Origin of the sequence: Streptomyces sp. DH37, from assembly GCF_029813835.1 — a bacterium.
Classification (GTDB): domain Bacteria; phylum Actinomycetota; class Actinomycetes; order Streptomycetales; family Streptomycetaceae; genus Streptomyces.
This window is the reverse complement of sequence record NZ_JARVKV010000030.1, coordinates 35,480-48,935: the sequence shown is the minus strand read 5'-3', so window position 1 is coordinate 48,935 and position 13,456 is coordinate 35,480. Positions and strand designations below refer to the sequence as shown.

Genomic DNA, 13,456 nt, shown 5'->3' with positions numbered 1-13,456 from the left:
CCGCCCCGGTACTGCCACCGGGCCTGGTCGTACGGGCCGCCGGGGGCGGGGCGGGTCCCGGCGGTGGCGGCGGTGACGGTCACGGTGGGGTTCCGCGAGGGGTGCGGGCGGCGAGGTCCGCGGGCGGCTCACCGGGGCCGAGCAGGGCGTTGGGCCCACGCAGCCCGCGCAGGTGTGCGAGGTCGAAGACGAAGGGCAGCTCGACCACGTGGGCGGCACCGAGTTCCCCGCCCAGGGCGCCGGAACGCCAGGTGAACTCGTAGGTGAAGGTGGCGGCTCCCGAACGGGCGGCGTGCGCGCCGGCCAGGGCACGGCTGCCCACGCCGAACAGCGCGTCGCCCGTAATGGCAGACCGCAGCTCGCCGAAGGACGCTCCGGGGCGTGCCTTCCGATGGGTCTCGACGAGCCGCACCGGATCCGGGTGCGAGCGCGCCGCCGCGTCATGGACGTCCCCGGCGGTCGAGGTGGCGTACCTGCCCACAGGGGCCAGGTAGAGGTTCGCCTCCTCCGCGTTGGTCCCAATCAGCAGGTCGACGCCGACGCCGACGCCGACGCCGACGCCGACGCCGACGCCGACGCCGACGCCGGCTCCGGCGGCGTCGGGCTCGGCGGGCTGGGTGTCCGGGACGAGGCTGAAAGGGCTGAGCCCGGCCAGCGGGTCGTGGTGCGTGCGAACACGGCCGGCCCGGCGGCGCCAACATCGACCTGATCGACCTGACCGCTCGTTACACCCTGGACCACGGCTTCCACGTCGTCGTGGAGGGCACCCTGTACGCCGACCGCTACGGCACGATGCTCCAGAACCCGGTGCGCGCCCACCGTGGCGTCTCGCGCTGCTACTACCTGGGCGTGGCCTACGCGGAGACGGTACTGAGGCACGCGACGATGCCTGATGCCCTGTACCTCGAGCACGTCACCGCCGACCACCTGCGTGACTGGTACCGAGAGAAGGACCTGCTGCCCGAGGCCCTGGAGACCGTGATCGACACAGCCAGCACCCTGGACGAAACCATCCAGCAGATCCTGCGCGAGAGCGGCCTGGACCGGGTGCTCCCGGTCGATCGCTGACGAGCCGACTGAAGGCGCCGGGGAAGGGGTCTCGCCTGGGCTGCCGGGCGGGCGGAGCTGTACATGGGGCACACGATCATGCCGGTCACGGTGTGCCGGGTACCAGTCCGACCCGGTAGGCGAGGACGACGGCCTGGACGCGGTCGCGCAGGCCGAGTTTCGCCAGGATGCGCGACACGTAGGTCTTGACGGTCTCGGGCGTGATGAACATCGCCGCGGCGATCTCCGCGTTCGACAGTCCCTCGGCGATCAGCTGGAGCGCTTCCAGCTCGCGGGGGGTCAGCGCACGCACGACGTCCTGTCTGGCCGGCAGGGAGGTGTCGGCCGGTCGCAGATGCCGGGCGAAGTGGCCGATGAGGTGGCGGGTGACGGCGGGTGCCAGCAGTGCCTCGCCCTGGGCGACGGTCCGGATACCGTTGACCAGCTCCGCCGGAGGCGCGTCCTTGAGGAGGAAGCCGCTCGCTCCGGCGCGCAACGCGTCGTAGACGTAGGCGTCGACGTTGAACGTGGTGACGACCAGTACCTTCGGCGCGTCCTCGGTATCGGGACCGGCCAGTTGGCGCGTCGCTTGGATGCCGTCGAGCAGGGGCATCCGGATGTCCATCACGACCACGTCGGGGCGCAGCCGCCGCGCGGTCTGAACCGCCTCGTGGCCGTTCTCGGCCTCCCCGACGACCTCCATGTCGGGCTGCGCGGAGAAGATGGTGACGTAGCCGGTCCGCACCAGCGCCTGGTCGTCGCAGACGAGCACACGGATCGGTGGCGGCGCATCGCTCACGGGGTCACTCCTGAAGGGGCTTGGACGGAATCGTGGCGCGGACCTCGAACCCGCCTCCGGGCCGGGAGCCGGCCTTCAGTTCACCATCGAGCATCCGCACCCGTGCACGCAGCCCGGCCAGCCCGCGTCCGCCCGCAGGGTCCGGTTTCCGCTTGACCGGTGCGGCGGCGGGTCCGTCGGTGGTCACCTTGATCTCGATGTGCTCGTCGCCGTGCCGGAGCAGGATCCGTGTCGGCTTCCCGGCTGCGTACTTCATGGCATTGGTGAGGGCCTCCTGCACCACTCGGTACGCGGCCAGCTCCACGTCTACGCCCTGCGGCCGCCGCTCGCCCTGCTCGCTGAACTCGACCGGCTGGCCCGACCTGCGGGCCTGCTCGACCAGGTCCCCCACCTGCCCCAGGGCGGGCGCCCGACCCGCACTCGCCGGGTCCGCAGAAGCCGACTCGCCGGTCGCCTCCAGGACACCGAGCAGGTACCGCAGCTCCGTCAACGCCCGACGGCCGGTGTCGCTGACGGCCGTCAGTCCCTCACCGGCGCGTTCCGGCGCGGACGTGAGCAGGAACTGCGCCGCGTCGGCTTGGACCACCATGGCCGTCACGTGGTGGGTGACCACGTCGTGCAGCTCGCGGGCGATCCGCGCCCGCTCGGCGGCCGTGGCCGCCTCGGCAGCCAGTCGCCGTCGCTTCGCCTCTTCCGCCCGCCGCGTGCGCACCGTACTCCCCGTCAGCCAGGCTGCGGCCAGAGCCAGAGAGAACGCGAGATAGTCCGGTATCGACTGCGGTGAGCCGAGGTGGTCCAGGGCGATGGCCAGCACGGCGTAACCCGCACTCGCCACGACGACCAGGCCGCGGCGGAAGCGGATCTGATGGGCCCCGGCGGAGTACAGGGCCAGATACAGCCCCACACTCGCGAACGTCGTCGCGAAGCCCAGCGCCTGGTGCACGGCGAACGCGCCCGCGACGACGGCCAGACAGGCTGCGGGCCGTCTGCGGCGGACCGCCAGCGGCAGGATCTGGGCCAGGACCAGCCCGGCGCCCAGCGCGTTCGCCGGCCGCTCGGGCAGATCGCCGATCTGGGCACCGAGGTGGGACAGGGTCGGCACGAAGGCCAGCAGGGTGAGCGTCAGAGCGAGGACACCGTCCCTGAGGAGGGCATCCCGCCCCTGCCACCAGTCGAGCGGCGCCTGGAGCAGCGGGAGACTCCAGGGCGCCTGGCGGGGCATCACTTCCGTCTCCTCCAGTCGGCATGTCTCAGTGGCCCGCCCGCCGGCGGGCCCTGATGCCACCGTTCCGGTGGGCGAGGACGAGCATCGGGACGGCGAGAGCCACGCCGATGAGGACGGGCACAATCGATGCCTCCAGGCCAAAGCCGCCACCGGTCAGGAAGGCGGAGCCATGGACATCGACGGTGAACAGACCCTCGGGCGTGTGTCCGGAGACCGGGACGCCGAGCAGCTGCTCCGTGGTGTTCCAGGCGAAGTGCAGACCCGCGACGAACCAGATGTTACGCCGCCACAAGAACGCGGCTCCGAGCAGGACTCCCGCCTCCAGAGCGATCGCCAGTCCGCTCCACGCGCTCGCGCCCGGGGCTCCCAGGTGGGCGATACCGAAGAACAGCGAGGTGATCACGATGGCGGCCCGGCTGCCCCACAGTTTCTCCAGAGCCTGCAGGGCAAGACCGCGGAACAGCAGCTCCTCGGTGACCGCAGCGCCGGCCTGCACCGCGACTGCGGCCCAGACGACCGACATGAAGCCATTGCCTGCCCAGGAGAACGAATAGCCTCCGAACGCCGTGATCAGAAGGGCGGAGACGAGGATGAAGCCCAGGCCGATCCCGCCGCCCAGCAGCGCCTCCCGGCCGGCTCCGGACCAGGCGGTCTCCGGCGTAGGGCGTCGCGCGACACGCCGCATGACCACCCAGTACACGGCCACCGCGGCGGCTGCGCCCAGCACCGGCACCGGTCCGGGTCCGGTCGCCGTCAGACCCGAGACCAGGCCGACGCCGACCATTCCCGTCAGCATCCAGCCGAGCGGAGAGCGCACGATCCGGCCGAAACGGCCGCCGTCTCTCTCGCGGTCCTTGTCCGGGCCGGAGCCTGTGCCGTGTCGTACGGCTGACGTGGTGCCCATGGTGGCCTCCCCGGTAGTGGTCACACCCGTGGTGACCTGACGACCACGCTAGGAACCCGAGGACGTCCGCGAATCACCCCCGCATGGACAGTTCCTGTGGCTCTCACGGGGGATGCGCGACCCGCCCCCGCCCGCTCCGCCACGGGACGCGGTTGAAGCACGAACAGGACCGGACGTCGTACGAGACGGCGCGGAGCACGACGCCCCCAACTCCGGCCCGCCCCCGCACCGTACCCACGCCGAACTGGTCGGCAGGCCGCTGGACGGCCCGCTGCTGGACACCCACGGGTGGCCGGACCGGGAAAATGGACGACGCCCTGACCACCGAGCTCTCCCGGTGGCCCGGCGGATGTCGGCGCGGGCCGCTCGCCAGGCTTCCAGCATGGGGCGGATCAGCTCCCACCGGGCGTCGGACGGCCGCTGGGATAGCGTCGTCGCGGCTGCATACAGCCGGGATACGGCAAGGAGTTCACCGGCAAGCGGGGCGCACGGTGCCTGGTGGAGCGCGTCGCCGAGCCGGAGCGTATGCGGGTCGAACCGGCGGCGGTCGATCTGGCGCAGGTCCTGCTGCGAGTGACCTCCACAGCGGATGAGCAGGTGCGGCGCGCCGCGGGTGACCTGCAGCCGGACGCCGGACGCCGGACGCCGGACGCCGGACGCCGGACGACGGCCGACGGCCGACGGCCGACGGCCGACGGCCGACGGCTGGCGCGCTGGCTGCGCGAGGGTGGTCTGCCGCACCAGGACTCGACTCCGGAGAAGTGGCCGGCCGCCGATCCGGCCGGCGCCCCGCCCGGACGGTGGGAGCCCGCGCACCTCGGGCCGGATCGGGATATTCCGCCTCCGCCGGTCGCCGCGGTCGTGTTCGGTCCATACGAACGGGACCGTTCCCCATAGGCAGCCACAGCCTTCACGGCGCCTACGCTGCACCGTACTGGGTCGCTCAGCTGCCACATCACCGCGACAAGGTGGCCGCACACGCCAAGGACTCGGTGAACAGCCGCATGCTCGCGCGTCTGGCCGAAGCGGGCGGCCCGGCGGGGTACGCCCTGCACGGGCGGATCGCCTGGAAGATCGGCTGTCCCTGGATCGGCTACGACCGTGACGACGCGGTGGACGCCCTGCTCTTGCTCGCCGCCCAGAGGCGGCTGGACGGCCGGCTGCTCGCGGGGCAGTTGCAGGCGTTGATACGCAACGGATCGAGCTCACCGAAACGCGTCACCGACGGACTGCGCGCGGCAGCCGAGACCGGCGCGTACGTCACGGTCTGGTCCGTACCGGAGGCCGCCCTGCCCGCGCTGCTGCGCGGCACACCGGTCCGGGAAGCCGGGGCACTCCTCGCGCTCGCGGTCGAGTGCGCTTTGCGCTGCGCGGCCAAGAGCCGTACCCCCGAGGTCGAGGCGGTGGCCGCGCGCACCGGATCGAGCCAGACGGTAAAGCACGCCAGGCTGCTGCGAGACGTCCTGAGCTGAGACTACCGGCCCGTCCCCGCCCTCGTTGTGCCACGGCCGTGGGGGTGTCCGCGAGCGTCCATGACTCGACGGCGGTCTGAACCCGGAGCACGCGGGCGTAGGCTCCAGGAATGCGGATAGGCGAGTTGTCCAAGCGCACGGGCGTGAGTCCGCGCTCACTGCGGTACTACGAAGAGCAGGGCCTGCTGACCAGCTCACGCTCCGACGCGGGGCAGCGTCACTATTCCGATGCTGCGGTCCAGCGCGTGTCACTCATCCGACAGCTGTTCGACGCGGGTATGTCCAGCAGGGTGATCGCGACCGTGCTGCCGTGTGTGGACGTCCCGGGTGACCTGGGCGTCGCCGAGGAGACGTTCACGGCGATGATGCGTGATCGCGACCGGATCGACGCCGACATTGCGCACCTGATCGAGACCCGGGATGCACTCGACGTGCTGATCAGGGCCAACAGCCGACACCGGGTGGAGCTGTCCGCGGCCCCGGGACCGGTGGCGCGGTCGGCCTGATGCTGTGATCTGCGTCTCAGCCGGTTGCCCCTCACATCAATGTCAGAGGTGAGGATGGCGACAACGCCCGGAAACACCGGGTCGGTCATACAGGAGGCGGCGGAAGATGGGGCAGGCGTGGGGTTTCGGCAGGTACGGCGGGCCCGAGGTGCAGGAGTTCTTCGATCGTCCCGACCCTGTCCCCGGTCGCGGCGAGGTGCTGATCCAGGTCGAGGTCGCCGGCGTGAATCCCCTCGACCACCTTCTGCGCTCGGGTCTGGTCGACGGGCTCGACGGCGGGCGTCCGTTTCCCCGCGTGCTGGGCATGGAGGCAGCCGGAACCGTTCTCGCCCGGGGCGAGGACGTCAACGGGCTCGAGGTGGGTGACGCGGTCTTCGGCTTCGCACTCACCGGTGGCGGCACCTACGCCGAGACGACGGTGCTGTCCGCGCCGAACACCGCGCGCATCCCGGAGGGTCTGCCCGCGACCGTGGCGGCAACGCTGCCAGTAGCCGGGACGACCGCGGTGGACGTGCTCGACCAGCTCAGCCTCCCGGCCGGTGCCACGGTCCTGGTCAACGGAGTCGGGGGCGGGGTCGGCCTCGCCGTCGCCCGGCTGGCTATCGGGCGCGAGCTGCGTGTGATCGGCACCGGGAGTACCGCCAAACGCGAGCATGCCGAGGCCATCGGGGTGCGGTTCATCGACTACACCGCCGAGGACGTCGCCGCCGCGGCACGCGAGCTGGTTCCGGACGGCTTCGACGGGATCGTCGACCTGGCCGGAGGCCCCTCGCTGCGGACGGTCGCTCCGCTGGCCCAGGATCCCCGCAACGTCATCGCTGTGGGTGATATGTCTGTGCCCGATCTCGGTGGGCGTTTCGTCGAGCGTCGCGTCGACCGCGAGAACCTGGAGTGGTCGGCCCGGCTGGCCCTCGACGGACTCCTCGTACCCGTCATCACCGCGGTCCATCCGCTCTCCGACGCCCCGGCCGCCCTCGCCACCGTCGAGAACGGTCACACCTCGGGCAAGGTTGTCATCAAGGTGGCATGAGAAGTGCCCGGCCGTCGGACGCCGTCGACCGTCCACTGCGGACTGACGAGAACCCGTGGTCAACGCATCATCAACTGAGCACGTTCACCTCTGTACGGGGTTGAGCACGTTCAGGCGTACGCCGACAGGGGCCGGATCGCCGGCACCGCACCCGCGGCCTGACCGGTCCACCGGCCGCCGACTGCGGTCGTCCGCCCGGCCGGTCAGCTGCCGGCCGGGCGGACGAGGTCTGCGCGGCAGGGATACGGGGGGCCCGGCGTGCAGGTCGGCGCACAGCTCGTCCAGCAGGGCTTCTTCGTAGGCCGGGCGGGCGCGGGCGCGCATGGCACCGGCCAGGGCGGGGTCCCGGCCGGTGGCGGCAGCTGCCCGGTTTCCAGGCGCGCGGGCCGGTAGGGGGCAGGGTGGAGGACGGCGCGAACATGGGCCAGGCCCGCGGGGTCGAAGTCGGTGCGGGCGGCGATGCGCCACCCTCGTTCGGCCAGGCGGGCCAGGGCGGCCAGTTCCTGCGCCGAGGGGGTGCCCACCGTGCGCAGCAGCCGGGCGTGCCGCGCCCCGTCGTGTTCGAGGGCGGCCGCTGTCACCGAGGGGTTCTCGGTGACGAACACCCACCGCTCTCCCGCTCCGGGGGCGGGCCATGCGGCGCGCTGCAGGGTCCAGGGGGTGAAGCACCACGGGCTCCCCGGCGGGGATGCGCCGGGTGGCGGGGGAGAGGTTGAGGACGAGCAGGCCGCCGGTGAACCGGTCCTCGTCGACACCCAGCCGCGCCCAGGCCGCACGCCGGCCCCCGCCGGGCGGTGCGGGCCGGCAAGCAGCGATGGCTGGGGCCAGCCCGCCCAGGTCGGTTCCGGGATCCAGGCCGTGGGGGTCGCCGGCCGCCTCGTGGACCAGGCGGCGGCGGTCTGCCCGCCCCGTTGCGGACCTGTTGGGCCAGGGAGGCGGCCTCCTGCGGCCAGCGCCCGGTCAGGAGGTCCGGTGAGGAGCCGGCGGTCAGGGCGAGCCAGACGTACAAGGGGGCGAAGGCTGCGTCTCCGGGGTACCGGGCGTCTGGCTGCTGGGAGCAGGCGGGGGGTTCGGTGGGCAGGAGGCTGGTGGCGGTTACCGCCCGGGTGTCCGGCGGGTCGGGCTTGACCATGCCGAACTCGATGCGCGCGGGTGGCTGAAGACCGGCGGTTTGCAGACGCTCGGCCGCGTCGGTGGCCTCGCGGACGAAGACGTCCCTGCGCGGTTGCTGTTCCGGCCACGGGCACACCCGCGGCGCGTCCCCGGCGCACCGGAGGGCGGAGGCGTCACGCGCCTGGGTGCCGTCGAAACTCAGGGGCATGGCCAGCGCGGCCGCGGCGGGAGTGCAGGCCAGGAACAGGGCCCATGCCGATGCGGTCCGTCTCCTGTTCTCCTTGAGCAGCAGCGCGGCCAGGGCCGCGGCGACCAGGCCGAGGCTGGAGGCCGCGGTCGCGCCGAGACTGCGCGGGGACGGTTCCTGGTTCAAGGAGCGGCATTCGCCGGTGCCTTGCCCGTTCAGGTGGCGCAGCCAGGCGGTTTCCCCCGGGGCCGCCGGCCAGAAGCCCCGGAGGTGCCCGTCGATCAGCATCACCGCTGCCGCGAGGAGCCTGGGGGCTTTGGGACCGAGGAGGTAGAGGCGAACGTGGTGACCGAGCCTCCGCTCAAGGCCGTGAACGGCCGGCGGGCCAAGCGGCGCCGACCGTCAGCCGGTCCTCTCCCCGCTCCGCTTGTTTCTGGCCCGCACGATCAGGGTGAGGACCAGGGCGCATCCGGCCAGCGAGAACGCCCACGCGTTGACGTAGCCGGGAACGATCACGTCGACCGTCCGTCCGTCGTCCAAGCGGCACCCGAAACGCAGTGGGACGAACGAGGGGTCGTAGCCGACGACATGCTTCCCGCCGACAGCATGGCACGCCATGGACTCGCCGTAGTCGTCGGTGAACATCAGGTGCAGCAGTCCCCAGGTGTACATGCCGACCGCCCCGGCCCACACCAGGAGCGCAGCTGACTTCAGGGCCGCCGTCCACGTCGCTGCGGCCGGAGCCTTCTTGATGCGAACCAGCAGCACGATCCCGGTCCAGAGTCCGCACAGGAGGAGTGTCGGGGTGCCGACGACACCGGACAGAGTCAGCACCAGTGCTGCGAGGGGGTTGTACTCCGCGAACGGCTCGTCCGCTGACAGCATGCGCTTCGTCTCCGTTGGGTGTACTGGGAACGGAACTGCGACTCCCCAGGGCAGCGCGTCCTACGACCACCGGCCGGCGATGCGCCTGCTGCAGGCCCACATCGACCGGCGCACCGGCCGCGGCTGACTCCGGCCCGGCTGCGGAGCAGAGGGCCGGGGCAGTCGGTCAGGTGCTGAGGCCGGCGGCGCTCCTTTGCTTCGGCTGCCACTCCGCCGAGTGGCTCAGGTGGTGGTCCAGGTGCGCAGTCGGCGGGCGATTCCGGCGACTCCGAGGGCGCCGCTAGCCGCGTCCCGTACCAGGGCGACGGCTTCCTTGGGTGGGTAGTCCAGCCGGTGGCCGTTCAGGGCGAGGAACGCCTCGGTCGAGTGCCAGGCGAACGCCTCGTTCGAGTGCTCCAGGCAGGGGAGCTTGGCCAGGGTCTGCAGCAGCGCGCCGGCCTTGAGGTGAGGTGAGCCGTAGACGTCGTGGTCCAGAGCCCGGGCGCCGGTGCGGGCGACCGCCGCGTACAGCGGCCCCAGATCATCGACCTGGGGGTCGCCGTCGAGGAGCTCAGCGGCGTGCAGCAGGAAGGGAACATCCAGCCGGTGGACCGGGTCGGGCTCGCTCACGCGGCGTCGCCCCGCCCCGGCTGCGCGCGCTGGCCCATCTCGTGCCGGGCGGCCCGCTCGGAGGCCCGCTGCTCGGCAGTGGGATCGATAGTGGCGGGCTCGGCGGCGAACGCCGCGCCGCTGCGGTCCATCGACATCCTGAAACCCTCCAGGAACCGCCGCTCCACCGCGGTGGCACGGTCGTAGGCGGCCGACAGGATGTACTCCTGCATGCTCACCCCCGCTTCCCGAGCGGCCGCCGCGATCGCGGCCCGCTGCTCGGGGTCGGGGAACCGCAGATTCATCGCCTTCGATTCCGTCATGGCCCCCACGGTACCAGCGGTACCACGCCGTCGTCAGGGGCACGGCCGTAGGACACGCACCCAACCATTCGCGAGGAAGGCCTGACCGATGTCGACCTGCCTCTCACCCGACACCCCCGGCTGGGCGCCGAAGACCGAGGCCGACCTGCGCACCGTCTTGGAGCAGGGCCTGATCGGCGAGTCGCACCACCTGGACGCCAAGGAGGCCCCGGGCCCCGGGCGAGAGCTCCAACAAGGAACTCGCCCGGGACCTGGCGTCCTTCGCCGTCGACGGCGGCACCCTGCTATCGGCGTCGCCGAGGACACCGAACACCGCACCCTCACCCTTGCCCCCCAGCCGCCGACGGGCCCGGCCGAACGCGTGGAGGCTGTGGGAGGAGATCGTCCCGCTTGGCTACCAGGGCAACTGCCAGCGGGTTCGCGCCTACCTGCACGACAAGCGCACATCACCGCAGCCGGTGACCGCCCGGCCACCCTCGCCCCGGACCGTCGCGGGATGGATCCTCCGGCACCCGGAAACCCTCACCGAGGCCGAGCAGCACCAACTCAAGGCCATCCGGACGAACTGCCCCGAACTCGACGCCCTCGCCCGGCACGTCCGCACCTTCGCGACCGTGCTCACCGGCTGCCAGGGCGAGCGGCTGCCCGATTTGCTCGACGCCGTCCGGCAGGACGACCTGCCCAGCCTCCACACCCTCGCCGCCGGCATCGACCGAGACCGCGACGCGGTCATCGCCGGTCTCACCCTGCCCTGGAACTCGGGCGTCATCGAAGGCCGTGTCAACCGGATCAAGATGCTCAAGCGCCGGATGCTCGGCCGCGCCGGCCTGGCCCTCCTGCGGAAGCGCGCCCTGCTCTCCCTCTGACAACCGCTGTCAGTGGCCGCTGCGATGATCACCGCACGTCAACGCGAGGAGAGCGCCATGGGAACCTGGGACATCGGCCCTTTCGAGAACGACATGGCCGCGGACTTCGCCCACACCCTGGACGAGGCGGCCCCGGACAGGCGCGAGGGCCTCGTGCGCACGACGCTCAGCCGCACCATCCAGGCCCGGGACTACCTCGAAAGCCCAGAGGGCGCAGAGGCTGCCGCAGCCGCCGCTCCCATCGCTGCACAGTGCCCGGGCGGTGAGCCGATCAGCACAAGCTACGGGCCCAAGGAGACCCTTCCGGTCTTCGCCGACGGTCTTCGGCCGCTTGCTGTCGAAGCGCTCGACCGCGTGGTCGCCGAGGAGTCCGAGCTCGCCGAACTCTGGGACGAGACCCCCGGTGGCCCGAGGTGGCGGCAGGGCGTCAGCCGCCTTCGCGCCGTCCTCGCACCCGAATCCGGCCCTCAGGAAGAGGTACTGTTCGACAGTCAGCTGGTAGCCCGGTGTTGCGGATCACAGGACTTGAGCCAGAACCGGTGAGGGCCCTGTCCCACTTCCTGTCGCACAACCTGCGGAGAGTCGGATCGTTCGGGCAGTCCATGCAGTAGGCGCGTACAGACCCGTGGTAGTCCGCTGCAACGGCTTCGGCGGGCACCTCGCGATGTGTAGGACGTGTCACCCCCGGTACTGCTGTGCGACTGCCGTGAAGGCGGCCTTGGGCTCCCAGTCCATGTCGGGGTAGGTCCGGCCCCGGTGCCCTTCGAGGTGTTTGACGATGCCCAGGCTGGCCCGGTCCAGGTCGTCCCGGGGATCGCCGTTGGGGCGGTGCGGGTAGCCGGACAGGGCGAAGAGGTACACGAACGCGGCGTCCACGCCCTCGGACTGGAAAATCTCCAGCAGTTCGCTCAGGTACGCGGCCTGGCCGGCCTCGTCACGCTCGTACACGCCGTTCAGCCGTAGCGGAGCTTTGGTCTCCGGATCGTGCTCGACCACTTCCAGCACCCGCCCGCCACGGTCGCCCGCGCCCCGGTAGGCCGCAGTGCCGAACCCGGTGACGGCGAGCGGCTTCGGGCCCTGCGCCAGCGTTCGCACCGCGTCCCGGAACCGGTCGGCGACCTCGGCGGAGCGGATCAACTCGTACGTCACAATGTCGAAGGGAGCCCAGTCCACCTGCTCGAACTGGATGGCCGCGTAGGTGAGCCGGCCTCGGAAGCGTTCACGGACCGTGGCCACGGCGTCGGCGAGGAACGCGTTGACCCGCTCGCCGAGTACGCGTATCGCCTCGGCCCGTCGCTCGGGGTGGCGCATCAGATACCCGACCCGCTCCTCGGGGTTTTCGCCGGGCAGGAATCCTCTGTTCATCACGCTCAGCTCGACCCCCGCGACGAATACGACGGTGGCTCCCCGCCGGCGGAGCCGTTCCGCTCGCTCGGCGCAGTCGCGGAAGAGCGTGAGGATCTGCTGGGAATCCAACTCCAGCGGATAGGGCGAGAACCAGATCTCCAGGCCGAGTTCGGCGGCGGCAGTTGCGGCGAGCTCCAGCCGTTCCGGGTCGCCGCCGATGATCTGCACCGCGTTGCAGTGCAGGTCGTCGCGGATGATGGCGAGTTCGCGGCGGACGACCGTCGGATCGAAGCAACCGCGGGAGGCTCGGCCGTGCAGGACGAATTCGGTGTCGTAGGTCATTCCTCTTGCCCGCATGGTGACGTCCTTCCTCGGCCGCTCTCTGGTCGAGAGCGAGACTGACAGAGAAAAGTGCGCGCACGCAAGTTTGCGTGCGCGCAGTCTTGTGTGGGAGTCTGGCATCGTGACGACGCCCCCACCGCGGCTGCGGGAACGGAAGAAGCAGGCCACGCGTGCGGCGCTGCGCGAGGCGGCCCTGCGCCTGGCCATGGAGCGAGGGCCTGACCAGGTGCGGGTCGAGGACATCGCCGAAGCGGCCGGGGTCTCGCCGCGCACCTACAACAACTACTTCTCCAGCCGGGAGCAAGCGATCGTCTCCGCCGTCACCGCCGACCGGGAGGCGCGCATCGCGGAGGCGGTCGCGGCCCGGCCGGCGGAAGCGCGTCTGGCCGACGCCGTCACCGAAGCGGTGATCGAGCAGTACACGGACACCGGTGAACGCGCACGCGAGGCACTGTTGTTGATCACCTCCCGGCCCGCGCTGCGCGATGCGTTCCTCGATGCCGCCGCCGGTATCGAGCACCCTCTCGCCACGGTGATCGCCGAACGTCTGCCTGAGACCGGCGCCCACACGGCCCGGGTGCTGGCGGCGAGTGTGGCCGCGGCGGTGCGCATCGCGCTGGAAGGCTGGCTCCGGCCGGCCGAAACCGCGCAAACGCCCGAAAGGCGCACTGCTGGAGCGCTGGTCGTACCCTCCGGCTCACTGCCCGACCAGCTCCGCGCGGCACTGGCCCCGCTGGCGCCCGCGTTCGACGCCGCCGAACGGCGCACCCGGCCATAGTGGTCCTGGTGAGGCACTCGCCGAGGTTTCGTCCGTCCGGCATG

At 71.6% G+C, this 13,456-nt stretch carries 16 protein-coding genes and 2 pseudogenes; 8 read left to right on the top strand and 10 right to left on the bottom strand.

The window, feature by feature from the left end; translation table 11 throughout:
- Positions 1–103 precede the first annotated feature (103 nt).
- Positions 104–670: pseudogene (locus tag QC029_RS16915) on the bottom strand (carboxylesterase/lipase family protein); the annotation flags it as partial.
- A gap of 86 nt (positions 671–756) precedes the next feature.
- Here QC029_RS16915 and QC029_RS16910 point away from each other — a divergent pair.
- Positions 757–1,068, top strand: a complete 312-nt coding sequence (locus QC029_RS16910) for a hypothetical protein (RefSeq protein WP_279556503.1) — start codon at positions 757–759, stop codon at positions 1,066–1,068.
- An 85-nt stretch (positions 1,069–1,153) separates the two neighbouring features.
- Here the strand turns inward: QC029_RS16910 and QC029_RS16905 are convergent, their stop codons facing one another.
- The 3 genes from QC029_RS16905 to QC029_RS16895 are packed head-to-tail and all read right to left on the bottom strand — an operon-like array spanning position 1,154 to position 3,975.
- Positions 1,154–1,846, bottom strand: a complete 693-nt coding sequence (locus QC029_RS16905; RefSeq protein ID WP_279556502.1) for a response regulator transcription factor — start codon at positions 1,844–1,846, stop codon at positions 1,154–1,156.
- A 4-nt stretch (positions 1,847–1,850) separates the two neighbouring features.
- Complete coding sequence (locus QC029_RS16900; RefSeq protein ID WP_279556501.1) at positions 1,851–3,068, bottom strand: sensor histidine kinase; 1,218 nt, start codon at positions 3,066–3,068, stop codon at positions 1,851–1,853.
- A 28-nt stretch (positions 3,069–3,096) separates the two neighbouring features.
- Positions 3,097–3,975, bottom strand: a complete 879-nt coding sequence (locus QC029_RS16895; RefSeq protein WP_279556500.1) for a CPBP family intramembrane glutamic endopeptidase — start codon at positions 3,973–3,975, stop codon at positions 3,097–3,099.
- 498 nt (positions 3,976–4,473) lie between these two features.
- On the opposite strand from QC029_RS16895, the gene QC029_RS16890 reads away from it, so the two are divergent.
- The 4 genes from QC029_RS16890 (at position 4,474) to QC029_RS16875 (ending at position 6,983) form a co-directional block, all read left to right on the top strand.
- The gene (locus tag QC029_RS16890; RefSeq protein ID WP_279556499.1) at positions 4,474–4,872 is read left to right on the top strand and encodes a hypothetical protein; all 399 of its coding nucleotides are present in this window, start codon (positions 4,474–4,476) and stop codon (positions 4,870–4,872) included.
- Between the two features lie 71 nt (positions 4,873–4,943).
- Complete coding sequence (locus tag QC029_RS16885) at positions 4,944–5,447, top strand: hypothetical protein (protein ID WP_279556498.1); 504 nt, start codon at positions 4,944–4,946, stop codon at positions 5,445–5,447.
- Positions 5,448–5,557: 110 nt separating this feature from the next.
- Positions 5,558–5,953, top strand: a complete 396-nt coding sequence (locus tag QC029_RS16880; RefSeq protein WP_279556497.1) for a MerR family transcriptional regulator — start codon at positions 5,558–5,560, stop codon at positions 5,951–5,953.
- Positions 5,954–6,059: 106 nt separating this feature from the next.
- Positions 6,060–6,983 (top strand): NADP-dependent oxidoreductase, encoded by a 924-nt coding sequence (locus tag QC029_RS16875; RefSeq protein WP_279556496.1) that lies wholly within the window; start codon positions 6,060–6,062, stop codon positions 6,981–6,983.
- A 203-nt stretch (positions 6,984–7,186) separates the two neighbouring features.
- Here QC029_RS16875 and QC029_RS16870 read toward each other — a convergent pair whose 3' ends face one another.
- From QC029_RS16870 to QC029_RS16855, 5 genes and pseudogenes are all read right to left on the bottom strand, one after another.
- Positions 7,187–7,738, bottom strand: coding sequence for a DUF2399 domain-containing protein (locus tag QC029_RS16870; RefSeq protein ID WP_279556495.1), 552 nt, complete (start codon positions 7,736–7,738; stop codon positions 7,187–7,189).
- Positions 7,701–7,871: pseudogene (locus tag QC029_RS31210) on the bottom strand (hypothetical protein); the annotation flags it as partial. The pseudogene QC029_RS31210 and the gene QC029_RS16870, both read right to left, overlap by 38 nt.
- An 814-nt stretch (positions 7,872–8,685) precedes the next feature.
- A complete protein-coding gene (locus QC029_RS16865; protein ID WP_279556494.1) occupies positions 8,686–9,168 on the bottom strand; it encodes a hypothetical protein in 483 nt (160 codons plus the stop codon).
- Positions 9,169–9,390: 222 nt separating this feature from the next.
- Positions 9,391–9,777 (bottom strand): fic family toxin-antitoxin system, toxin component, encoded by a 387-nt coding sequence (locus tag QC029_RS16860; protein ID WP_279556493.1) that lies wholly within the window; start codon positions 9,775–9,777, stop codon positions 9,391–9,393.
- Positions 9,774–10,079 carry a DUF1778 domain-containing protein gene (locus QC029_RS16855; RefSeq protein WP_279556492.1) on the bottom strand — a complete coding sequence of 102 codons (306 nt, stop codon included), beginning with the start codon at positions 10,077–10,079 and terminating at the stop codon, positions 9,774–9,776. Before QC029_RS16855 ends, QC029_RS16860 begins: the two co-directional genes overlap by 4 nt.
- A gap of 326 nt (positions 10,080–10,405) precedes the next feature.
- On the opposite strand from QC029_RS16855, the gene QC029_RS16850 reads away from it, so the two are divergent.
- Positions 10,406–10,945, top strand: a complete 540-nt coding sequence (locus QC029_RS16850) for a transposase (protein WP_279556491.1) — start codon at positions 10,406–10,408, stop codon at positions 10,943–10,945.
- 57 nt (positions 10,946–11,002) lie between these two features.
- Positions 11,003–11,488: a DUF4259 domain-containing protein gene (locus QC029_RS16845; RefSeq protein ID WP_279556490.1), complete on the top strand. Its 486-nt coding sequence runs from the start codon at positions 11,003–11,005 to the stop codon at positions 11,486–11,488.
- A gap of 135 nt (positions 11,489–11,623) precedes the next feature.
- Here the strand turns inward: QC029_RS16845 and QC029_RS16840 are convergent, their stop codons facing one another.
- Positions 11,624–12,634 (bottom strand): hypothetical protein, encoded by a 1,011-nt coding sequence (locus tag QC029_RS16840; protein WP_279556489.1) that lies wholly within the window; start codon positions 12,632–12,634, stop codon positions 11,624–11,626.
- 121 nt (positions 12,635–12,755) lie between these two features.
- Here QC029_RS16840 and QC029_RS16835 point away from each other — a divergent pair, with 121 nt between their 5' ends.
- Positions 12,756–13,412 (top strand): TetR/AcrR family transcriptional regulator, encoded by a 657-nt coding sequence (locus QC029_RS16835; protein ID WP_279556515.1) that lies wholly within the window; start codon positions 12,756–12,758, stop codon positions 13,410–13,412.
- Positions 13,413–13,456: the final 44 nt, after the last annotated feature.

Excerpts from the sequence above, each read along its gene's own strand:
- QC029_RS16900 (WP_279556501.1), bottom strand. The coding sequence starts at position 3,068 with ATGCCCCGCCAGGCGCCCTGGAGTCTCCCGCTGCTCCAGGCGCCGCTC.
- QC029_RS16895 (WP_279556500.1), bottom strand. The coding sequence starts at position 3,975 with ATGGGCACCACGTCAGCCGTACGACACGGCACAGGCTCCGGCCCGGAC.
- QC029_RS16880 (WP_279556497.1), top strand. The coding sequence starts at position 5,558 with ATGCGGATAGGCGAGTTGTCCAAGCGCACGGGCGTGAGTCCGCGCTCA.
- QC029_RS16875 (WP_279556496.1), top strand. The coding sequence starts at position 6,060 with ATGGGGCAGGCGTGGGGTTTCGGCAGGTACGGCGGGCCCGAGGTGCAG.
- QC029_RS16865 (WP_279556494.1), bottom strand. The coding sequence starts at position 9,168 with ATGCTGTCAGCGGACGAGCCGTTCGCGGAGTACAACCCCCTCGCAGCA.
- QC029_RS16855 (WP_279556492.1), bottom strand. The coding sequence starts at position 10,079 with ATGACGGAATCGAAGGCGATGAATCTGCGGTTCCCCGACCCCGAGCAG.
- QC029_RS16845 (WP_279556490.1), top strand. The coding sequence starts at position 11,003 with ATGGGAACCTGGGACATCGGCCCTTTCGAGAACGACATGGCCGCGGAC.
- QC029_RS16840 (WP_279556489.1), bottom strand. The coding sequence starts at position 12,634 with ATGACCTACGACACCGAATTCGTCCTGCACGGCCGAGCCTCCCGCGGT.